The 22,274-nt window shown below is 71.0% G+C and carries 13 protein-coding genes, 1 tRNA gene and 1 pseudogene; 9 read left to right on the forward strand and 6 right to left on the reverse strand.

Annotated features, from left to right (window positions below; translation table 11 throughout):
• Nucleotides 1–45 precede the first annotated feature (45 nt).
• From C6A87_RS25445 to C6A87_RS25470, 6 genes are read left to right on the forward strand one after another with little or no spacing between them, the layout of a single operon-like run.
• The gene (locus tag C6A87_RS25445) at nucleotides 46–3,987 is read left to right on the forward strand and encodes a Pls/PosA family non-ribosomal peptide synthetase (protein ID WP_311118077.1); all 3,942 of its coding nucleotides are present in this window, start codon (nucleotides 46–48) and stop codon (nucleotides 3,985–3,987) included.
• On the forward strand, nucleotides 3,984–5,330 hold the full coding sequence (locus tag C6A87_RS25450; protein WP_311114784.1) for a M1 family metallopeptidase: 1,347 nt from the start codon (nucleotides 3,984–3,986) through the stop codon (nucleotides 5,328–5,330). The genes C6A87_RS25445 and C6A87_RS25450 overlap by 4 nt, the downstream gene beginning before the upstream one ends.
• Nucleotides 5,327–6,616, forward strand: a complete 1,290-nt coding sequence (locus C6A87_RS25455; RefSeq protein ID WP_311114785.1) for a hypothetical protein — start codon at nucleotides 5,327–5,329, stop codon at nucleotides 6,614–6,616. The genes C6A87_RS25450 and C6A87_RS25455 overlap by 4 nt, the downstream gene beginning before the upstream one ends.
• Nucleotides 6,613–7,605, forward strand: a complete 993-nt coding sequence (galE, locus tag C6A87_RS25460) for a UDP-glucose 4-epimerase GalE (RefSeq protein ID WP_311114786.1) — start codon at nucleotides 6,613–6,615, stop codon at nucleotides 7,603–7,605. The genes C6A87_RS25455 and galE overlap by 4 nt, the downstream gene beginning before the upstream one ends.
• Entirely contained in the window at nucleotides 7,602–9,377 is a 1,776-nt protein-coding gene (locus tag C6A87_RS25465; protein ID WP_396837124.1) for a hypothetical protein, read from the forward strand. The genes galE and C6A87_RS25465 overlap by 4 nt, the downstream gene beginning before the upstream one ends.
• Before the next feature lie 12 nt (nucleotides 9,378–9,389).
• Nucleotides 9,390–10,004 (forward strand): maleylpyruvate isomerase family mycothiol-dependent enzyme, encoded by a 615-nt coding sequence (locus tag C6A87_RS25470; protein WP_311114787.1) that lies wholly within the window; start codon nucleotides 9,390–9,392, stop codon nucleotides 10,002–10,004.
• A gap of 16 nt (nucleotides 10,005–10,020) precedes the next feature.
• Here the strand turns inward: C6A87_RS25470 and C6A87_RS25475 are convergent.
• Together C6A87_RS25475 and C6A87_RS25480 are read right to left on the reverse strand one after the other, a co-directional pair.
• Nucleotides 10,021–10,096: transfer RNA gene (locus C6A87_RS25475), tRNA-Thr, on the reverse strand.
• Nucleotides 10,097–10,143: 47 nt separating this feature from the next.
• Complete coding sequence (locus C6A87_RS25480; RefSeq protein WP_311114788.1) at nucleotides 10,144–11,379, reverse strand: DNA polymerase III subunit delta'; 1,236 nt, start codon at nucleotides 11,377–11,379, stop codon at nucleotides 10,144–10,146.
• Here C6A87_RS25480 and C6A87_RS25485 point away from each other — a divergent pair.
• Nucleotides 11,378–13,063, forward strand: a complete 1,686-nt coding sequence (locus tag C6A87_RS25485) for an adenylate/guanylate cyclase domain-containing protein (RefSeq protein WP_396837125.1) — start codon at nucleotides 11,378–11,380, stop codon at nucleotides 13,061–13,063. The genes C6A87_RS25480 and C6A87_RS25485 overlap by 2 nt on opposite strands.
• Before the next feature lie 9 nt (nucleotides 13,064–13,072).
• Here the strand turns inward: C6A87_RS25485 and topA are convergent, their stop codons facing one another.
• The 3 genes from topA to C6A87_RS25500 form a co-directional block, all read right to left on the reverse strand.
• On the reverse strand, nucleotides 13,073–15,913 hold the full coding sequence (topA, locus tag C6A87_RS25490) for a type I DNA topoisomerase (RefSeq protein WP_311114790.1): 2,841 nt from the start codon (nucleotides 15,911–15,913) through the stop codon (nucleotides 13,073–13,075).
• Between the two features lie 135 nt (nucleotides 15,914–16,048).
• Nucleotides 16,049–16,639, reverse strand: coding sequence for a hypothetical protein (locus tag C6A87_RS25495; RefSeq protein WP_311114791.1), 591 nt, complete (start codon nucleotides 16,637–16,639; stop codon nucleotides 16,049–16,051).
• A 134-nt stretch (nucleotides 16,640–16,773) separates the two neighbouring features.
• On the reverse strand, nucleotides 16,774–16,977 hold the full coding sequence (locus tag C6A87_RS25500) for a cold-shock protein (protein ID WP_003882601.1): 204 nt from the start codon (nucleotides 16,975–16,977) through the stop codon (nucleotides 16,774–16,776).
• 278 nt (nucleotides 16,978–17,255) lie between these two features.
• On the opposite strand from C6A87_RS25500, the pseudogene C6A87_RS25505 reads away from it, so the two are divergent.
• Both C6A87_RS25505 and C6A87_RS25510 read left to right on the forward strand, forming a co-directional pair.
• Nucleotides 17,256–19,600 (forward strand): annotated as a pseudogene (locus tag C6A87_RS25505) (DEAD/DEAH box helicase).
• Between the two features lie 154 nt (nucleotides 19,601–19,754).
• Entirely contained in the window at nucleotides 19,755–20,840 is a 1,086-nt protein-coding gene (locus tag C6A87_RS25510; RefSeq protein ID WP_311114792.1) for a PAS domain-containing protein, read from the forward strand.
• Nucleotides 20,841–21,027: 187 nt separating this feature from the next.
• On the opposite strand, the gene C6A87_RS25515 is transcribed toward C6A87_RS25510, so the two are convergent.
• Nucleotides 21,028–22,272, reverse strand: coding sequence for a serine/threonine-protein kinase (locus tag C6A87_RS25515; RefSeq protein WP_311114793.1), 1,245 nt, complete (start codon nucleotides 22,270–22,272; stop codon nucleotides 21,028–21,030).
• Nucleotides 22,273–22,274: the final 2 nt, after the last annotated feature.

Consider the following 22,274-nt stretch of genomic DNA (forward strand, 5'->3'; position numbering starts at 1 on the left):
GGCCAGGCGACTCCGGACGCTGAGTAGTTTGTACCCGTGACAGCCATGGATCCAACCCCCGAGATCCCCGCTCAATACCTGCTGTCGGAGCTCGCTTCCCCGCCGCGCACGCTGATCGACATCCTGTACGAGACGGCCCGCCGTTACCCCGACGCACCGGCGCTCGACGACGGAACGGTGCAGCTCACCTACGCCGAGCTGATCTCCGACGTCGAGGACAGCGTCGCGTGGCTCGGCGCCCGCGGGATCGGCCGCGGCGACCGGATCGGGATCCGGATGCCCTCGGGCAGCTATGCGCTCTACGTCGCGATCCTGGCCACGCTGGCCACCGGCGCGGCCTATGTGCCGGTCGATGCCGACGACCCGCCGGAGCGGGCCGAGCTGGTCTTCGCCGAGGCGCAGGTGGTCGCGGTGATCACCGAGCGCGGGCTGGTCCGCGGGCCCGGCGCGTCCCGCGGCTGGCGTGCGACGGCGCCGCTGAGCCGGGACGACGCATGGATCATCTTCACTTCCGGGTCGACGGGGACCCCGAAGGGCGTGGCCGTCACGCACCGCAGCGCGGCGGCGTTCGTCGACGCCGAGGCGCAGCTGTTCCTGCAGGACAACCCGCTGGGCCCGGGGGACCGGGTGTTGGCGGGGCTGTCGGTGGCGTTCGACGCGTCGTGCGAGGAGATGTGGCTGGCGTGGCGGCACGGCGCCTGTCTGGTGCCCGCGCCGCGCTCGCTGGTGCGCAGCGGCATGGACCTGGGGCCGTGGCTGGTCTCGCGCGACATCACCGTGGTGTCGACGGTGCCGACGCTGGCCTCGCTGTGGCCGGCCGAGGCGCTGGAGTCGGTGCGCCTGCTGATCTTCGGCGGCGAGGCCTGCCCGCCGGAGCTGGCCGAACGGCTCGCCGCCGGACCGGATTCGGCGGGCCGCGAGGTGTGGAACACCTACGGGCCGACCGAGGCCACCGTGGTGGCGTGCGCGGCGCGGTTGGACGGCAGGAGTCCGGTGAGCATCGGGCTGCCGCTGCCCGGATGGGACCTGGCGGTCGTCGACAAGGACGGACTGCCGGTGGCCCTCGGCGAGGTCGGCGAACTGGTCATCGGTGGGGTCGGCCTGGCCCGGTATCTCGACTCGGACAAGGACGCCGAGAAGTACGCCGCGCTGCCCTATCCGAGCCCGCTCGCGCTGTGGCCCCGCGCCTACCGCAGCGGGGACCTGGTGCGGCTGGAGTCCGACGGCCTGTACTTCGTCGGCCGCGCCGACGACCAGGTCAAGGTCGGCGGCCGCCGCATCGAGCTCGGCGAGGTGGACACCGCGCTGATGAACCTGCCCGGGGTGACCGGCGGCGCGGCGGCGGTGCGCCGCAGCGCGTCCGGGACGCCGCTGCTGGTCGGCTACGTCGCGGTGGCGCCGGAGCTGGCCGGCGGGTTCGACGTCGCTGCGGCGCGGGCCCGGCTGTCGGAGTCACTGCCCGCGGCGCTGGTGCCCCGCCTGGTGGTGGTCGACGAACTACCCACCCGCACGTCCGGGAAGGTGGACCGCGACGCGCTGCCGTGGCCCGTCGGGGGCACCGACACGGCCGACGCCGCCGACCTCGGGGGCACGCTCGGCTGGCTGGCCGGGCTGTGGCGCGAGGTGCTGGCCGCGCCCGTCGACGGTCCCGAAGCCGACTTCTACGCCCTCGGCGGCGGTTCGCTGTCGGCGGCGCAACTCGTCTCGGCGTTGCGGCAGCGCTACCCGCAGGTGACCGTCGCCGACGTCTACGACCATCCGCGGCTGGGCTCGCTGGCCGGATATCTCGACGAGCTCGACCCACCCCCGCCGACGGAGACCCGCGAGGTCGCCCCGGTGCCGCGGCTGACGCAGGCCGCGCAGGTGGCGCTGAGCGTGCCGCTGGCGCTGCTGACCGGCATGCAGTGGGTGGTGTGGCTGGCGATCGCGAACAACCTCGCCGCCGCGATGTCGCTGGCCGACTGGGTGTGGCCGCTCAGCTGGTGGTGGATCCTGGCCGGTTTCCTTCTGTTCGTGACCCCGCCCGGGCGGATGAGCATCGCGGTGTTCGGCGCGCGGGTGCTGATCGGCAACCTGCAGCCGGGCACCTACCGCCGCGGCGGCCCGACGCACCTGCGGGTCTGGCTGGCCGAGCGGCTGGCCGACGCCAGCGGCGCCGAGAACATGGCCGGGGCGCCGTGGCTGGTCTATTACGCGCGGGCGCTGGGCAATTCGGTGGGCAACGGCGTCGACCTGCACTCGGCGCCGCCGGTGACCGGCATGTTGACCCTCGGGCACCGCTGCTCGATCGAGCCCGAGGTCGACCTGAGCGGGCACTGGATCGACGGCGACCTGTTCCACGTCGGGCCGATCACCGTCGGCAACGACGCCACCGTCGGGGCCAGGACGTCTCTGCTGCCCGGCGCCGTGGTCGGCAAGAACGCCGACGTCGCACCCGGGTCCGCGGTGGTCGGCAAGGTCAAGAACGGCCAGTACTGGAAGGGCTCACCCGCGGTGAAGTCCGGTAAGGCCAAGCATCCGTGGCCCGATCACCGTCCGCCGCGCGCGCCGCTGTGGGTGGCCGTGTACGGCGTCACGTCGATGCTGCTGGGCGCGCTCCCGCTGGTGGCGCTGGCCGCCGGGCTGGCCGTGATCGGCTGGGGTGTGCGCGGCACCCCGACGGTGGTGTCGGCGATCGCACCGGCGCTGGCCTGGCTGGTGCCGGCCACCGCGGCGGCGCTGCTGGTGTACGCGGTGTTGACCGTGCTCGGCGTGCGGCTGCTCTCGATCGGCCTCGACGACGGCTACCACCCGGTGCGCAGCAGGCAGGGCTGGCAGCTGTGGGCGACCGAACGTCTGATGGACGGTGCGCGCAACTACCTGTTCCCGATCTACGCGAGCCTGCTGACGCCGTGGTGGCTGCGGCTGCTCGGCGCGAAAGTCGGTAAGGGCACCGAGATCTCGACCGCGCTGGTGATCCCGAAGTTCACCCTCATCGAGGACGGCGCGTTCCTGGCCGACGACACGATGGTCGCCTCCTACGAACTCGGTGGCGGCTGGATTCACGTCGCGCCGGCCACCGTGGGCAAGCGGGCGTTCCTGGGCAACTCCGGGATCACCCAGCCCGGCCGGCGGGTGCCCGACGACGGGCTGGTCGCCGTGCTGTCGGCCACCCCGCACAAGGCCAAGGCCGGCTCGTCGTGGCTGGGCAGCCCGCCGGTGCGGTTGCGCCGCAAGCCGACTGCCGCCGACGCGCTGCGCACCTTCCACCCGTCGGCGCGGCTGAAGGTGCTGCGCGCGGTGGTGGAGACGTTCCGGTTCGTGCCCGTCGCGGTGACCTTCGCGATCGGGGTCGCGGTTCTGCTTTCGCTGCAGCAGGTGGCGGTGACCTACGGCTGGCTGTGGACCGTGTTGGCGGCCGGGCCGGTGCTGCTGGCCGCGGGCGCGGTCGCCGGGATCGTCGCGGTGCTCGCGAAATGGCTTGTGGTCGGCCGGATCGGTGCGATCGAGCATCCGCTGTGGTCGGCGTTCGTCTGGCGCAACGAGGTGTCGGACACGTTCGTCGAGACCGTCGCCGCGCCTTGGTTCGCCCGCGCGGCATCGGGTACGCCGGTGATCAACCTGTGGTTGCGGGCCCTGGGCGCGAAGATCGGACGTGGCGTGTGGTGTGAGACGTACTGGCTTCCCGAGGCCGATCTGGTGACCCTCGGCGACGGCGCCACCGTGAACCGGGGCTGCGTGGTGCAGACCCATCTGTTCCACGACAGGATCATGCGCATGGACACCGTCGTGCTGGAACAGGGCGCGACACTGGGGCCGCACTGCGTGGCGCTGCCCGCGGCGCGCATCGGGGCGGGCGCCACCGTCGGGCCCGCGTCACTGGTGATGCGCGGCGACGAGGTGCCGCCGTCGACCCGGTGGCAGGGCAACCCGATCGCGCCGTGGCTGCCGAAGAAGAAGCGCTCCGAGACCCCGGAGCCGAAGCCCAAGAAGTCCGCGGCCGCGTGACATTACGCAAGAGCGCCGCCAAGAAGGGTGCTGCGCCCGTGATCGACCCGTACCTGCCCGGGTCGGGCAATTTCGGGTACCGGGTCTCGCGCTACGAGCTCGAGCTGGAGTACAAGGTCGCGATCAACCGGCTGGCCGGCGCGGCCACCATCACCGCGGTGACGCTCGCGGAGCTGAAGACGTTCACCCTCGACCTGTCCGACGCGCTGGCGGTGGCCAAGGTCACCGTGAACGGCAAGCGGCCCGCGCAGTACCGCGCCTCGGCGGGCAAGCTGCACGTCACCTTGTCCGATCGGCTGCCCGCCGGCGCGGCGATGACGGTCGCGGTGCGCTACGGCGGCAACCCCCGGCCCACCCGAAGCCTGTGGGGCGAAGTCGGTTTCGAGGAGCTCACCGAGGGCGTGCTGGTGGCCGGGCAGCCCAACGGCGCGTCGTCCTGGTTCCCGTGCGACGACCATCCCAGCGCGAAGGCCAGCTTTCGCGTCCAGATCGCCACGGAGAGCCCGTATTTCGCGTTGGCCAACGGAAAGCTGTTGGACCGCCGGGCCCGGGCGGGGATGACCACCTGGGTTTACGAACAGGCCGAACCGACGTCGACGTATCTGATCACGCTGCAGATCGGCATGTACGGACGGCATCGGATGGCCAAGAACGGCGTCGAGATGTTCGCGGTGCTGCCCGACCGGCTGCGGGACGACTTCGAGCACGACTTCGCCCGCCAGCCGCAGATGATGAAGCTGTTCACCAAGCTGTTCGGGCCCTATCCGCTGGCCACCGGATACACCGTGGTGGTGACCGACGACGACCTGGAAATACCCCTTGAGGCGCAAGGCATCTCGATCTTCGGCGCCAACCACTGCGACGGCCGCCGGGGGTCGGAGCGGTTGATCGCCCACGAGCTGGCGCACCAGTGGTTCGGCAACTCGGTCACGGCGCAGCGCTGGCGCCACATCTGGCTGCACGAGGGCTTCGCGTGCTACGCGGAGTGGCTGTGGTCCGAGCACTGCGGTGAGCGCACCGCCGACGAGTGGGCCCGCCACTACCACCACCGGCTGCGGCATTCGGCGCAGGACCTGGTGCTGGCCGACCCGGGCCCCCGCGACATGTTCGACGACCGCGTCTACAAGCGTGGCGCGCTCACCCTGCACGCCCTGCGCGGACGCCTCGGAGATGCCGACTTCTTTGCGCTACTACGGGATTGGACGGACCGCCACCGGCACTCCAGCGTGGTCACCGACGACTTCATCGCGCTGGCCGCCCGGTACACCGACGAATCGCTGCGCCGACTGTGGACGGCGTGGCTGTACTCACCGGAGGTCCCTGCGCTGGACGCGGGGCCGTGACCGACGCGACGGCCGGACCCTCGGGTGCGGTGACCCGGGGCAGTGTGGTCCGGGTCGGGGTCGCGACGGCGCTGTCGGCCCTGTGCGGATACGCGGTGCTGTACCTGGCCGCCCGCGATCTGGAGCCCGCCGGCTTCTCGGTGTTCGGGGTGTTCTGGGGCGCCTTCGGACTGGTCAGCGGCGCCGCGTTCGGACTGCTGCAGGAGACGACGCGCGAGGTGCGGTCGCCGTCTGCGGCGCCCGGTGACAAGAAGGCGCACCCGATGCGCGTCGCGGCCGGCGTCGGCGTCGGCGCGGCCGCGGTGATCGCCGTCTCCGCGCCGGCGTGGTCCGGGTACGTGTTCGCCGACGCCCGGGTGCTGAGCGTGATCCTGCTCAGCGCGGGCCTGGCCGGGTTCTGTCTGCACACCACGCTGCTGGGCGCGCTGGCCGGGATGAACCGGTGGTCGGAGTACGGGGCGCTGATGGTCGCCGACGCAGCACTGCGTGTCGCGGTCGCCGCGGCGACGTTCGCACTGGGGTGGGGCCTGGGCGGCTACCTGTGGGCCACGGTCGCCGGCGCGTTCGCGTGGCTGCTGATGCTGGTGGTGTCCCCGGCGAGCCGGATGGCGGCCCGGCTGCTGACCCCCGGCGGGACGGTGACGTTCCTGCGCGGGGCAGGGCACTCGATCGCAGCCGCAGGCGCCAGCGCGGTACTGGTGATGGGATTCCCGGTGCTGCTCAAGGCCACCGCCGGGGAGCTCGGCGCCACCGGCGGAGTGGTGATCCTGGCGGTGACGCTGACCAGGGCGCCGCTGCTGGTGCCGCTGACCGCGATGCAGGGAAACCTGATCGCCCACTTCGTCGACCAGCGCGAACACCGCCTCAAGGCGCTCGTCGTGCCGTCGGCGGTGGTCGCCGGGCTCGGCGCGGCCGGGGTCGCGCTGGCGGGCGCGTTCGGGCCGTGGCTGCTGCGGGAGGCGTTCGGTGCGCAGTACCAGGCGGACGGCACCCTGCTGGCCTGGTTGACCGCGGCGGCCGTCGCCGTCGCGCTGCTGACGCTGACCGGCGCCGCGACGGTGGCCGCCGCGCTGCACCGCGCCTACGCGGCAGGCTGGGTGATCGCGACGCTGGCGGCCACGCTGTTGCTGCTGCTTCCGCTGGAACTGGAAGTGCGCACCGTCATCGCGCTGCTGTGCGGACCGCTGCTCGGGATCGCGGTGCATCTGAGCGCACTCGTTACGGTGGCATATCGACGACCCGGTTCCACCGAGCCGCGTCCGACGACGACGAAGGAGACACCGTGACCTGGTTGGTGACCGGCGGCGCCGGCTACATCGGCGCGCACGTGGTGCGGGCACTGCGCGACGCCGGGCTGGGCATCGTCGTGATCGACGACCTGTCCACCGGCCTGGCGCAGTTCGTGCCCGACGGCGTGCCGCTCGTCACGGCGAACCTGCTCGACGCCGACACCGTGCGCGCGACGCTGGACGAGCACCGCGTCAGCGGAGTCATCCATATCGCCGGCTACAAGTACGCCGGCGAGTCGGTGCAGCGTCCGCTGCACACCTACCAGCAGAACGTGTCCGCGATGGTGACGCTGCTGGACGCGGCGACCGCCGCCGGCGTCGACAAGTTCGTGTTCTCCTCCAGCGCGGCGACCTACGGCACCCCGGCGACCGAGGTCGTCGACGAGGGCACATCCACCCGCCCCGAGTCGCCGTACGGCGAGAGCAAACTGATCGGCGAATGGCTGCTGCGCGACGTCAGCACCGCCACCGGGCTGCGCCACACCAGCCTGCGCTACTTCAACGTCGTCGGCTCGGGCTCGGATGACGTGTTCGACGTCAGCCCGTTCAACCTGTTCCCGAGGGTGTTCGACATGCTGCTGCGCAACGAGACCCCCCGGATCAACGGCACCGACTACCCGACCCCGGACGGGACGTGCGTGCGCGACTACGTGCACGTCGCCGACATCGCCGCCGCCCACGTCGCGGCCGCCCGCCGGCTCGCCGACGGCAGCCCGATCGAACCGGTCTACAACCTCGGCAGCGGATCGGGCACCTCGGTGCGCGAGATCATGACCACCATGCGCGAGGTCACCGGCGTCGACTTCGAACCGGAGGTGGCGCCGCGCCGCCCCGGCGACCCGGCCCGCATCGTCGCCGACGGCACGCTTGCCGCCCGCGACCTGGACTGGAAGATGCGGCACTCGCTGACCGACATGGTGGCCTCGGCGTGGTCGGCCCGCCAGGCCGCCGGTCAGGCCTGCCCGACCGCGGGGACGGTCCCCTGATCGCGACGAGGAACTGGGTCGCCCGCACCGCGGTGGCGCTGATCGCGCTGCAGCTGGTGATCCGGGCGGTGCTGGCGTTCGGTGGCTACTTCTACTGGGACGACCTGATCCTGATCGGTCGGGCCGGCACCCAACCCCTGCTGTCCCTGGGCTATCTGTTCGACGACCACGACGGGCACGTGATGCCCGGGGCGTTCCTGGTCGCCGGCGTGATCACCCGGCTGGCGCCGCTGGACTGGATCGGGCCCGCGGTCAGCCTGGTGCTGCTCGCGCTGCTGGCGTCGCTGGCGTTGCTGCGCGCGCTGTACGTGATCCTGGGCTGGCGCCCGGTGTTGTTGCTGCCGTTGACGTTCGCGCTGTTCACACCACTGGCGGTACCCGGGTTCGCGTGGTGGGCGGCGGCGTTGAACTCGCTGCCGATGCTGGCGGCACTGGCATGGGTGAGCGCCGAGGCGATCCTGTTGGTGCGCACCGGAAACCGGCGGCACGTCTGGTCCGGGGCGCTGGTGTATCTGGGCGCCCTGCTGTTCTTCGAGAAGTCGGCGATCATCCCGTTCGTCGCGTTCACCGTCGCGGCGCTGTACGGGTACGTCACCGGGTCCGCGACCGTCGCCCAGGTGTGGCGCCGCGGACTGCGGCTGTGGAGGGCATCGGCGGCGCTGACGGTGGCGTGGGTCGGGGTCTACCTGCTGGTGGTGGATCAGCAGCGGTGGAGTTTCGACCTCGCGATGACCTGGGATCTGTTGCGCCGCTCCTTCACCCACGGCATCGTGCCCGGTCTGGTCGGCGGGCCGTGGGACTGGCAGCGGTGGGCGCCGGCCTCCCCGTGGGCGACTCCCCCGCTCACGGTGATGGTGCTCGGCTGGCTGGCCCTGGGCGCCGTCGTCGCGGTGACGCTGCTGCGCAAGCGTCGCCTCGGCCCGGTATGGCTGGCCGCGCTGGGCTACGCGGTGGCCTGCCAGGTGCCGATCTATCTGATGCGCTCGTCGCGGTTCACCGCGCTGGAACTGGCGCAGACGTTGCGGTACCTGCCCGATCTGGTGGTGGTGCTGGCGCTGCTGGCCGCCGTCGGCCTGTGCGCGCCGAACCGCGAGCGTTCGCGGTGGCTGGATGCCTCGCCGGGGCGCACTGCCGTGACCGTATGCGCCGCAGTGGCTTTCATGGCCAGCAGCCTGTACTCCACGTCGACGTTCCTGACCAGCTGGCGGGACAACCCGGCCCAGCCGTATCTGCAGAACGCGCGGGCCGGGCTGGCGCAGGCGCACGCGTCGTCGGACTCGCCGATGCTCGACCAGGAGGTCGATCCGCTGGTGCTGCAGCGGGTGGCGTGGCCGGAGAACCTGGTCTCACACATGTTCGCGCTGCTGCCGGATCGCCCCGAGTTCGCCGCTGCCGCCACCGATCTGCGCATGCTGGACAGGCAGGGCAACCTCGTCGACGCGCTGGTGACGTGGGTGCGCAGCATCCGCCCGGGACCCGATCCGCAGTGCGGCTACCTCGTGCAGCCCGACTTTCCGGTCAGCATGCCGCTGGACGGCCCGCTGCTGCCCGCGGACTGGACCGTGGAACTCAACTACCTGGGCAACAGCGACGGTTCGATCACCGTGTCGCTGTCGGAGGGCGAGGCGGTGAAGGTGCCGGTGCGGCCGGGACTGAACCGGGTCTTCGTCCGGCTGCCCGGCGCGGGCGACGCGATCACCGTCAGTGCCGACACCGCGGCGCTGTCGGTGTGCGTGGCCTCGGGTCCCGTCGGGTTCGTCGCGCCGATCTAGCAGACTGTCGGCATGGCCGCGGTGCACTCTCTCGCCTTCAGGGAACGCGAGAGGTTCGCCGAGCTGCTGGCCGGGCTCAGCGCCGAGCAGTGGTCCGCACCGAGCCTGTGCGCCGGCTGGTCGGTGCGCGACGTGGCCGCCCACGCCGTGGCCTACCTCGGGCAGAGCGTGCCGGGCCTGACACGCAACATGATTCGCGCCCGCGGCGATGTCGACCGGGTCAACTCCCGGCTGCTGCGGACGTCCACGGCCCTCACCCCCGCCGAATTGGTGGGTCTGATGGCCCGCCATACCGCGCCGGCCGGAGCCGCGGCGCTCTACGGCGGGCGGGTCGCGCTCATCGAGTGCGTGATCCACCAGCAGGACATCCGCCGCCCGCTCGGGCTCGACCGCGACGTGCCGGAGGACGCGCTGCGGGCGTCGCTGACGTACGCCCGGGTCAGCCCGGTGATCGGCGGGGCGCGGCGCACCCGCGGCGTGCGCCTGGTCGCCACGGACATTGACTGGGCAGCCGGGCGCGGACCCGAGGTGCGCGGGCCGGGCGAAGCGCTGCTGCTGGCGATGACCGGACGTATCGACGCGATCGGCGCCGAACTGGCCGGCGAGGGCGTGTCGAAGCTGTCCTGAGCGGTGGTGAAGAAAGTGGAGCCGCCTGGGGGAATCGAACCCCCGACCTATTCATTACGAGTGAATCGCTCTACCGACTGAGCTAAGGCGGCGCTGTCGGGCGGCATGAGTCTACGGCAGGGCCTCCCGGCGACCCAAGTCAGCTGCGCAACGCCTGCCCGACCGTGGCGACCATCGCGTCCACCGCGAACTTCGGCTTGACGTTGACGGCGAGCGCTTCGCGGCATTCGAGCACGGCTTCGATGCAGCGCAGCAGCTTGTCGGGCGACGAGTGCGCGGCCATCGCCGCGACCTTGTCGGCCATGTCGGGGTGGTTGGCGACGACCCCGGTGGCGCCCGAGGCGACCAGCAACGCGTCCCGGAAGTAGGTCGCGAGGTCGATCAGCGCGCGGTCCAGCGCATCCCGCGACGCGCGGGTCTGGCGGGATTTCTGGCGCTTCTCCAGTTCTTTGAGCGCCCCGGCGGCTCCCCGCATGGTGCCTGCGGTGCCCTTCCCGGTGCCGCCCGCACCGAGCGCGGTGCGCAGCTCCTCGGTCTCGGCCTCGTTGCGGTCCCCGGTCAGCGCCTTGGCCTCGGCCTCGGCGGTGGCCACCAGCTCTTCGGCCGCGGCGTACGCGCGCGACGGCGTCGCCGCGTCCCGTGCCAGCCCCAGCGCCCGTTTGCGCCGCTCCCGCGCCTGCTCGTCGGTGGCCAGCCGACGGGCCCGCCCGACGTGTCCGCCGCTGACCGACGCGGCCCACGCCGCGTCGCGTTCGGGCAGCCCGTCGGACTCGATCAGCACCTTGGCGATGGCGTCCACGGGCGGGGTGACGAGTGCGACGTGCCGGCACCGCGACCGCAGCGTGATCGCGATGTCCTCGGGATCCACCGACGGCGCGCACAGCAGGAACACCGTGGACGGCGGCGGCTCCTCGACCACTTTGAGCAGCGCGTTGGCCGCGCCCTCGGTCAGCCGGTCGGCGTCCTCGATGACCACGATCTGCCAGCGCCCGGTCCCCGGCCGGCGCGACGCGATCTGCACGATCGCACGCATCGCGTCCACCCCGATGGACAGCCCCTCGGGGATGATGCGCCGCACGTCGGCGTGAGTGCCCGCCATCGTCGTCGAACACGCCCGGCACTGCCCGCACCCGGGGGTGCCGTCCGAGGTGCACTGCAGCGCGGCGGCGAAACACAACGCCGCGACCGACCGGCCCGACCCGGGAGGACCGGTGATCAGCCAGGCGTGGGTCATCGTCCCGACCACGCCGTCGGTCGCCTCCGCCACACCATCGGCGCTGGTGTGAGCGGAATCACCGCGTGCCGCGCGTGCGGCCGCGACCAACTCCTTCTCCACCGCGTCCTGACCTACCAGTCGCGAGAAAACACCGGCCATCGCCGATAACAGTAGTGCTGCGAACCGACACGTCCGCCCCAGACGCCCCTTCCGCGTCAGCGCGGCCCGATACGGTATCCGGGTGGCCGCCGAACCGATCGAAGTGGGGCGAATCAGCGCATTCGTCCGCTGGGTCGCGCGCACCCCGTGGCCGGTGTTCACGCTGGGCATGGTGCAGGCCGACATCATCGGCGCGTTGCTGGTGCTGGGATTCCTGCGCTTCGGGCTGCCCCCGGAGGACCGCATCCAGCTGCAGGACCTGCCTGCCTACAACCTCGCGATCTTCCTCGGCTACCTGCTCGTCTCGTTCACGGTGGCCTCATACCTGACTTTGCGGATGCTGATCCCGGTGATGCGCTGGCAACGCCGCGACATGCTGCTGGGCGACCGGAACCCGGCCGAGACCGAAGTGGCCCGGATGCGGGCACTGAAGATGCCGTTCTACCGGTCGCTGATCAGCGCCACGAACTGGCTGCTCGGCTCGGTGGTGTTCATCGTGGCCAGCTGGCCGGTGGCCAGCAAGTCCGCCCCGGTGGTGGCGGTCGCCACCGGGCTGGGCGCGACCGCGACCGCGATCATCGGCTACCTGCAGTCCGAGCGCGTGCTGCGCCCGGTGGCGGTGGCGGCGCTGCGCGGCGGCGTCCCGGAGAACTTCCGCGCGCCCGGGGTCATCCTGCGCCAGGTCCTGACCTGGGTGCTGTCCACCGGGGTGCCCGTGCTGGCCATCGTGCTGGCGCTGGTCGCCAGCAAGTTCGAGGTACTGACCGCGCCCGCCGACCGGTTGATCACGACGATCCTGCTGCTGGCGATCGTCGCGCTGGTGATCGGGTTGTCCAGCACCGTGCTGGTCGCGATGTCCATCGCCGACCCGCTGCGCCAGCTGCGGTGGGCGCTCGGCGAGGTGCAGCGCGGCAACTACAACGCGCACATGCAGATCTACGACGCCAGCGAACTCGGCCTGCTGCAGGCCGGCTTCAACGACATGGTCCGCGACCTGGCCGAACGGCAACGTCTGCGCGACCTGTTCGGCCGGTACGTCGGTGAGGACGTCGCGCGCCGGGCTCTGGAGCGGGGCACCGAGCTCGGCGGCCAGGAACGCGACGTCGCCGTGCTGTTCGTCGACCTCGTCGGCTCGACGCATCTGGCCGCGACCAGACCCGCATCCGAGGTGGTCAACCTGCTCAACGACTTCTTCCGCGTGGTCGTCGACACCGTCAACCGGCACGGCGGTTTCGTCAACAAGTTCCAGGGCGACGCGGCGCTGGCCATCTTCGGCGCGCCGATCGAGCATCCCGACGCCTCCGGTGCGGCGCTGGCAGCCTCCCGCGAGCTGCACGACGAACTGATCCGGGTGCTCGGCGAGACCGAATTCGGCATCGGGGTCTCGGCGGGCCGAGCGATCGCCGGCCACATCGGCGCACAGGCCCGCTTCGAGTACACCGTGATCGGCGATCCCGTGAACGAGGCGGCCCGACTGACCGAGCTGGCCAAAGCCGAACCCGGCCACGTGCTGGCGTCCTCGATCGCGGTGGCCGACGCGCTGGACGCCGAGGCGCTGTGCTGGGACGTCGGCGAGATCGTCGAGCTGCGCGGACGCACCGCCCCGACCCAGCTGGCCCGTCCCGTCAACCTGGCGACGTCACGCGCGGCGGCCCGGCAGGTCGCCGCCGAGCGGAACAGCTGACCGGAACGGCTAGGCCTTCTTCGCGACCTTCTTCGCCGGCGCCTTCTTGGCGGCCTTCTTGGCCGCCTTCTTCGGGGCGGCCTTCTTCTTCACCGGCCCACGGGCACGGCGGTCGGCGAGCAGCTCGGACGCGCGCGCGTCGGTGATCGTCATGACGTCGTCGCCCTTGCGCAGGCTCGCGTTGGTCTCCCCGTCGGTGACGTACGGACCGAAGCGGCCGTCCTTGATCACCATCGGCTTCTCCGACACCGGGTCGACGCCCAACTCGCGCAGCGGCGGGGTGGCCGCGCCCTGGCGCCCACGGCGCTTCGGCTCGGCGTAGATCTTGAGCGCCTCGTCGAGCGTGATGGAGAAGATCTGGTCCTCGGTGGCCAGCGACCGCGAGTCGGTGCCCTTCTTCAGGTACGGGCCGTAGCGGCCGTTCTGCGCGGTGATCTCCTCACCGTCGGCCGGGTCGACCCCGACCACGCGGGGCAGCGACAGCAGCTTGAGCGCATCCTCCAGCGTCACCGTCTCCAGGTCCATCGACCGGAACAGCGAACCGGTGCGCGGCTTCGGACCCGTCGGCTTCTTGCCCTTCTTGGCGGTCGCGCCGGCTTCACCGTCGTCGGGGGGTTCCGGCAGCACCTCGGTGACGTACGGGCCGTAGCGGCCGTCCTTGGCGACGACCTCGTGCCCGGTCTCCGGGTCGACACCCAGGGAGCGGCCCTCTTGCGGTGTGGCGAAAAGCTTTTCGGCCAGCTCGAGGGTGAGCTCGTCGGGGGTCAGCTCGTCCTTGAGGTTGGCGCGCTGGGGTTTCAAAGGGCCGTCCGGAGCTTCAGGATCAATGACCATGCGCTCGAGGTAGGCGCCGTTGCGGCCCACCCGGACGTTGATCGCACGACCTTCGGCATCGTCGAAGAGCTTGATGGAGTTGACTTCTCGCGCGTCGATCTCTTCGAGGTTGCCGCCCACCAGCTGCTTGAGCCCACCCTCCCGGGCGATGGAACCTTCGACGCCGTGCTCGCCACCGAAGTAGAAGTTGTTGAGCCAGTTCGTCCTTTGCTCATGACCCGAGGCGATCGCGTCGAGCTCGTCTTCCATCGCGGCGGTGAAGTCGTAATCGACCAGCCGGGCGAAGTGCTGCTCCAGCAACCCGATCACGGCGAACGCCACCCAGGACGGGACCAGCGCACTGCCCTTCTTGTGCACGTAGCCGCGGTCCTGGATCGTCTTGATGATCGAGCTGTAGGTCGACGGCCGGCCGATCCCCAGATCCTCGAGCGCCTTGATCAGCGAGGCCTCGGTGTAGCGCGCCGGCGGCGAGGTGGTGTGGCCGTCGGCAGTCAGGTCCTTGGCGTCGACACGCTGGCCCTGGGTCAGGTTCGGCAGCCGGCTCTCGGCGTCGTCGGCCTCCCCGCCCGCCTGATCGTCGAGACTCTCCACGTAGGCCTTCAGGAAGCCCGCGAACGTGATGGTCCGGCCGCTGGCGTTGAAGACCACCTGCTCGCCCGAGCGAGCGGCTCCGGCGATGCGCAGGCTCAGCGTGGTGCCGCGCGCGTCGGCCATCTGCGAGGCGACGGTGCGCTGCCAGATCAGCTCGTAGAGGCGGAACTCGTCGGTGTCGAGCTGGCTGTGCAGCTGACCGGGGGTCTGGAACACGTCGCCCGCCGGCCGGATGGCCTCGTGGGCCTCCTGCGCGTTCTTGACCTTGCGGGTGTACTGGCGCGGCGTCGGATGCACGTACTCCTCGCCGTAAAGCTGGCGGGCCTGGTTGCGTGCGGCGTCAATGGCCGACTGCGACAGCGTGGTCGAGTCGGTACGCATATAGGTGATGTAGCCGTTCTCGTACAGCCGCTGCGCGATGCTCATCGTGCGCTCCGACGAGAACCGCAGCTTGCGGCCCGCCTCCTGCTGCAGCGTCGAGGTCATGAACGGCGCGTAGGGGCGGCGGGTGTAGGGCTTCTGCTCCACCGAGGTGACCGCGAGCTGTGCGCCGCGCAGGCCGCCGGCCAGACCGTTGGCGGCGGCCTCGTCCAGGACGAGCACCTCGTCGGGCTTCTTGAGCGCGCCGAGGGAGTCGAAATCGCGGCCGCTGGCCACGCGGCGCCCGTCGACCGTGTTCAGTTTCGCGGTGAACGTCGGCGGGGTGGCCTGCGCGTCGGAGACGCTGGCGTCCAATTCGGCGGTGACGTCCCAGTAGCCGGCGCTGCGGAACGCCATCCGCTCGCGTTCGCGCTGGACGATGATGCGGGTCGCGACCGACTGCACCCGGCCGGCCGACAGCTTCGGGGCGACCTTCTTCCACAGCACGGGGCTGACCTCGTAGCCGTAGAGGCGGTCGAGGATGCGGCGCGTCTCCTGCGCGTCGACCAGGTCGTTGTCCAGGTCGCGGGGATCTTCGGCGGCCGCGCGGATCGCCGGTTCGGTGATCTCGTGGAACACCATCCGCTTGACCGGGATGCGCGGCTTCAGCGTTTCCAGCAGGTGCCAGGCGATCGCCTCGCCCTCGCGGTCACCGTCTGTGGCCAGATAGAGCTCGTCGACGTTCTTGAGCTTGTCCTTCAGATCAGCGACGGTGCTCTTCTTGTCCGGGCTGATGATGTAGAGCGGTTCGAAGTCGGCGTCGACGTTGACACCCAGGCGTGCCCACGGCTCCGACTTGTACTTCGCCGGGACGTCGGCGGCGGCCCGGGGCAGATCACGGATGTGTCCGCGGGAGGACTCAACGATGTAGTTGGACCCCAGATAACCTGCGATCTTGCGCGCCTTGGTGGGCGACTCGACAATGACGAGCCGCCGCACAGGCGATCCGTTGCCCCTGCGCGGCTCGGCGCCACTTTTGCCGCTGCCGCGGTCCTCGTCAGCCACCTGTGTCCAGCTCCCAATTCTTCAGCTGCCTGCGGAGAGCATTCACTCATTCGACCCGCCCCGGCAAGTGACAATTTGACACCCCCGGCCTGCCGACGCAAACCGTCGCCCCGTCCCCGGGTCCCCTTCGACCGGCTACAGACGCGGCCAATGGTGCAACGCGTCGTGGTGTGCCGGCGGTTCCCCCACGTTCTCTACCAGCCGCGATAGCCGTCGCCGCCCACTGATCCGCAGCGCGGGACAGGACCCTCTGGTGCCGATGAGAGTAGGTGCGATCCCGACTCTCATCATCGCTGACGCGAGCGCAGAATGCGTGTCGGGAGCGTGCGGGTCGAGCCCGAGGAGGTAGCGGTCGTCCTCCTGCCTGCCCGCCGCCAACGTCCACGCCCGCAGCTGCCGCGGACCGGGCAGCCACTGCGCGGGGACGGTCTTGACCGCCCCCGTGCTCCAGTCGGCGGCGATGTCGAGCAACCGGGGGTCCACCGCGGTGCGCACCAGCGGGCTGTCCTCCTCGGTGCGCGCGATCTCGGCGTCCAGTCCGACGTCGGCGATCATCTCGGCCAGGCCCTCGGCGCGCCACAGCGCGTCGACCACCACGGACAGCCGCGCAGCCTGCTGCCCCGCGGCGCCGACGACGACCGCCTGTCCGGTCGCAGCCAGAATCCCGGTCAGGTCGGCGACCACCGGGGGCACCGACTCGGCCGAGAAGAAGGACAGCTGGCTCACCCCTCAGACACTAAGCCAGCCAGGCCCCGTCGACGCGTCACCGTGCCGCCGGGGTGATCAACCACCTGCATACAAGAACGCCCCCGCGGGTCCGTGTGGACTGCGCGGGGGCGTCTTGAGGTCTTGGTGGCCGCTCAGATGGCGCGAACGCCGGTGGCCTGCGGCCCCTTGGGGCTCTGGCCGACCTCGAACTCGACCTTCTGATTCTCCTCCAGGGTGCGGAAGCCCGAACCCTGGATCTCCGTGTAGTGGACAAAAACGTCAGCGGAGCCGTCCTCGGGGGCGATGAAGCCGAAGCCCTTTTCCGCGTTGAACCACTTCACAGTTCCCTGTGGCATCTTTCGTACTTTCCTTCTCTATATTCACCGGGTGCGGCCCGCCGTTATTCGGCAGACCGGGCCCGTTCCGACCGCCATACCTTCGTGGAGTGCTCGGAACTCGACCCGACCTACAACCCTCGCAGGAACCGCGATCGCAACGTCGTTCCTGCGAGTGCTGATACACGAACACAGAAGCTGCGACCGTCGTAAGTCAACCATGTTCAGGGCCTCCGCGACAGTCTCGCGGCAATCACGTAGTGAACAATTCACGGGAGACCAGACCGGAAGGGGCCGACGTGACGGATCCGGGGCCGGATTTCGGCCGCGAACTGCTCGCGTGCGCCGTCGACGGGACCGCCGCCGGCGAGCATCCGCTGCGTCATGTCGCCGACCTGGCACCGAGACGGGCGCGGCCGCAGGCGTGGCCTGGGCGGACCCAGATGTGGTGCAGGCGTTCCATGATCGCGGTGTCGAAGCGATGTGGTCACATCAGCTGGCGGCCGCCGAGCTGGCCAGGGACGGCCGCCATGTCGTGCTGAGCACCGGCACCGCCTCAGGCAAGTCGCTGGGTTACCAGCTGCCCATATTGACAGCATTGAAGGAGAATCCGCGGTCGCGGGCGCTGTACCTGTCGCCGACCAAGGCGCTCGGCCACGACCAGTTGCGGTCCGCCGCCGCGCTGACCATGGCCATCCCGGGGCTGGCCGACGTCGCGCCCAGCCCCTACGACGGCGACAGTCCCACCGAGGTGCGCCGCTTCGCCCGGGAGCGGTCCCGCTGGATCTTCTCCAATCCCGACATGATCCATCTGTCGCTGCTGCGCAACCACGCCCGCTGGGCGGTCTTCCTGCGCCACCTGCAGTACGTGGTCGTCGACGAATGCCACTACTACCGAGGAATTTTCGGGTCCAACGTGGCGATGGTGCTGCGCCGCCTGCTGCGCCTGTGCGCACGGTATGCCGCGCCGGGCTCGGCGTTCTCCGGACCGACCGTCATCTTCGCGAGCGCCACCACCGCCGCGCCCGCGGCCACGGCATCGGAGTTGATCGGACAGACCGTCGCCGAGGTGACCGAGGACGGCTCGCCGCAGGGGGCGCGCACAGTCGCGCTGTGGGAGCCGGCGCTGATGGCCGACCTCGTCGGCGAGAACGGTGCGCCCGTGCGCCGTTCGGCCGGCGCCGAGGCCTCGCGGGTGATGGCCGACCTGATCGCCGAGGGCGCACGCACGCTCACGTTCGTGCGGTCGCGGCGCGGCGCCGAGCTCACCGCGCTGGGCGCGCGGGCCAGGCTGACCGACACCGCACCCGAGCTGGCACCGCGGGTGGCGTCCTACCGCGCCGGGTATCTGGCCGAGGATCGCCGCGAATTGGAGCGCGCGCTGGCCGAGGGCGAGCTGCTGGGCGTGGCCACGACGAACGCGCTGGAACTGGGCGTGGACATCGCCGGCCTCGACGCCGTTGTGCTGGCCGGGTTTCCGGGCACGGTGGCCTCGTTCTGGCAGCAGGCAGGCCGTGCCGGACGGCGCGGCCAGGGCGCGCTGATCGTGCTCATCGCCCGCGACGACCCGCTGGACACCTACCTGGTGCACCATCCGTCGGCGCTGCTGGACAAGCCGATTGAACGGGTGGTGATCGACCCCGGGAACCCGTACGTGCTGGGCCCGCAGTTGCTCTGCGCGGCAACCGAACTCCCTCTGACTGAAGCCGAGGTCCGGATGTGGGGCGCGGAGACGGTGGCCGAGTCACTGGTCGACGACGGGCTGCTGCGCCGCCGGCCCAGCGGATACTTCCCGGCCCCCGGCCTGGATCCGCACCCCGCGGTGGACATCCGGGGCGCCATCGGCGGGCAGATCGCGATCCTGGAGGTGGGCACCGGACGGATGCTGGGCAGCACGGGTGCGGGGCAGGCGCCGGCCTCGGTGCATCCGGGCGCGGTCTATCTGCATCAGGGTGAGAGTTATGTCGTCGATTCCCTCGATTTCGAGGACGGCGTCGCGTTCGTGCACGCGGAGGACCCCGGCTATACGACGTTCGCGCGGGAGTTGACCGACATCAGCGTCACCGGTCCCGGTGAGCGCACCGAGCACGGCCCGGTCACCGTGGGCCTGGTGCCGGTGTCGGTCAGCAACACCGTCACCGGCTACCTGCGCCGGCGCCGGGACGGCGAGGTGATCGACTTCGTCGAACTCGACATGCCGACCCGCAGCCTCGAGACGATGGCGGTGATGTGCACCATCACCGCGGAAGCCCTGCAGGACAACGGCATCGACCCACTGCGGACACCCGGCTCGTTGCACGCCGCCGAACACGCCGCCATCGGCCTGCTGCCGCTGATGGCCAGCTGCGACCGCGGCGACATCGGCGGGGTGTCGACCGCGGTGGGCCCCGTCGGCGGCCTGCCGTCGATCTTCGTCTACGACGGCTACCCCGGCGGCGCCGGCTTCGCCGCGCGCGGATTCCGCACGATGGAGCGCTGGTGGGAGGCCACCGCATCGGCGATCGACGCGTGCGAGTGTCCCTCGGGCTGTCCGTCCTGCGTGCAGTCCCCGAAGTGCGGCAACGGAAACGACCCACTGGACAAGGCCGGTGCGGTGCGGGTGCTGCGACTGGTGGTGCGACTGCTGGCCGGGCGCACCGGATGACGCCGCGCACCGCATCAGATGCCGCCGGCGACGAGATCCGCTCCGCCGAGCCCCACTACCGGCAGCGATCCGCGCCGCTCACCGCGCCGCGGTGCGGATTCCGTGGTGTGCGGACCTCCCGCTTTGCGCTTTCCGCATCGGTAGGATCACCCGCATGACCCACGACTGGTTGCTCGTGGAAACACTCGGCACCGAGCCCGCCGTCGTCGCCCACGGCGCGTACACCAAGGACCTCGTCCCGGTCGCCACCTATCTGCGCCGCAACCCGCACCTGATGGCGATCCAGACGGCGATCGGCGAGACCGTGCGCGCCGGAGGCGGTTTGAGCAGCATCACGCCGAAGAACGACCGGGTGATCCGCACCGAGGTCGTGCAGATGTCCGACGGCCGGATCCACGGCGTCCAACTCTGGGCCGGAGCGCCCGACGAGGCTCCGCCGGAACGCCCGCTGGTGGGCTCGCTGATGTGGGATCTGACCGCGGGTACGGCCACCGACACCCCCGAGTCCCTGGAGGTCGGCGGTTGGGATCCGGCGAGGCAGGCCACCCACGGGCGGGCGTTCGCCGACGACCTGCCCCGGCGTGACCTGAACCCGAACGAAGCCGAGGTGCTGAGCATGGTGATCCAGCCCGAGCCAGGGGTGACGCTGTGCAACACCTGGGATGTCACCGATTACCGCGGCCAACCCATCACGGTCGGGTTCGTGGCGCGCTCGCTTCCCGAGGTGCAGGCCGACGGCAGCGAACGGTTGATCTGCCGGGCGATGAACTGGCGCAGCGTCCGGGAAGGCCCCAGCATTCAGCACGACCTGCTGGCCCAGCGCATCGTCGAGGGGATGCGCCAGCCCGGCGTGTACCGGGCGCTGGTGGATCCGCGGCACTGGACCTTGCTGAAATGGCTGGATGACCCGGTGCCGTTCCTTGACTGGCGCGCCACCATGGTCAGCGCGGAATCGCTGCACCCGGACGACCGGAAGACGACGATGCCGGCGATGGCCGCCGAGTTCACCACCGGCGTGGCCAGTGGGGTGTTGCGGATGGCCGGCCCGGACGGTGGATGGACGCCGGTGCACGTCACGGTGAATCGCGTCAAGCTCGGCAGGAACGTCGATGCCGGGCTGGCGTCGCTGCGCCTGCCGACACCGTCCGAGCTCGCCGCAGCCGGCCTCGATGGTGCGGTCGAGCAGCCGTCCCGCAGACCGAAAGCGCTGTCCCGCAGGGACAGGTCGTCCCGCACCTAGCTCAACGGCCGCGTCCGCCGCAGTCACCGTCATTCCCGTCTCTCCCCCTGTGGCGTGAGCAATGTCTAGCCCGGTTCGGAGTCGAGGCGCGCCGCTCCGGCTCCCACCGCGTTTGGCAACGCTGCGGTCGATATGGACAGCCGTCTTGGCTCCACGTGACAATCCAGATCCGCAGGCGAGTCCTGCGCTACGGGCCACCTCGGCCCGGGCCACCGCCGTTCCCGTTGCCAGGACCCTTTCCGTTGCCGGGGCCCTTTCCGTTGCCCGGGCCCTTGCCTTCGCGCTCGGCCTTGCCGGGCGGGCCCTTCCTCTCCTCGGGCTGTTGCGGCGCAGGCGGGGCCGTCGAGACGACCTGTGACGGTGCGGGTGTGGTGACCGGCGGCGGGGCGGGTGCCGTCGTGCTAGTGCCGACCGGTTCGGCGGGGGCCGACGACGAGAACGGGTCCATCGCCAGCGCGATCGCCGACACGGTGAAGGCGCCCAGCACGCCGGCGCCCAGCGCATACTTGCGGGCCCGGGACATCGGGCGGCGCGGCGGCGCAGGAGGAATCGGCTGCGGCACCGGCGCGGTGAGCATCCGGGTGGCCGGCCGGGGCGCGCCTGCACCGGCTGACCACGCGGATGCATCGCCGGCCAGCGCGGCACGCATCTGCGCGGCGCTGCCGAAGCGCAGATGCGGATCGCGGCTCATGGCTCGGTCGATGACTCCGACCAGGACCGGATCGGCATCGGTGCGCAGTCCGGCCAACGGCGGCGGCGGGCCATCGGTGATCGCCCACGCCAGGGCCGCCGGGTTGTCCTGCGGAAAGGCGCGCCGGCCCAGCAGCGCCTCGTATCCGATGACGCCGACGGCGTACAGGTCGTCGGCCACCGACGCGGGGGCACCGGTTATCCGTTCGGGGCTCAGATAGTTCAGCGTGCCGATGATCTGCCCGGTCGCGGTGTGATTGGTGGTACCGCTCTTGGCGATACCGAAGTCCGCGACCTGCATCCGGTCCCCGGCCGCCGACACCAGGATGTTGCCGGGCTTGATGTCGCGGTGCAGCACCCCGGCCCCGTGGGCGACCTCGAGGGCGGCCAGCACGTCGTCGAGCACCGCCCGCACCTGCGCCGGCGGCATCGGGCCGCGGGCGAGCACGTCGGCGAGGGTGTGTCCGGGCAGGCGCTCCATCACGATGAACGGTCGTCCGTCGTAGTCGCCGAAATCGTGCACGGCGACGATGCCGGGATGCGACAGGCCGGCCGCGGCGCGGGCCTCGGCGGCGAATCTCTGCCGGGCGATCGGATCGGCGTTGAGGTTCGGGTGCAGCAGCTTGACCGCGACCGGGCGGTGCAGTCGGGTGTCCCAGCCGTCCCGTACCTCGGCCATGCCGCCGCAACCGAGCAGGCCGCGTAACTCGTAGCGGCCGGCAAGAGTCTCGCGGCCGGTCATGC

Source organism: Mycobacterium sp. ITM-2016-00317, from assembly GCF_002968295.1.
GTDB lineage: Bacteria > Actinomycetota > Actinomycetes > Mycobacteriales > Mycobacteriaceae > Mycobacterium.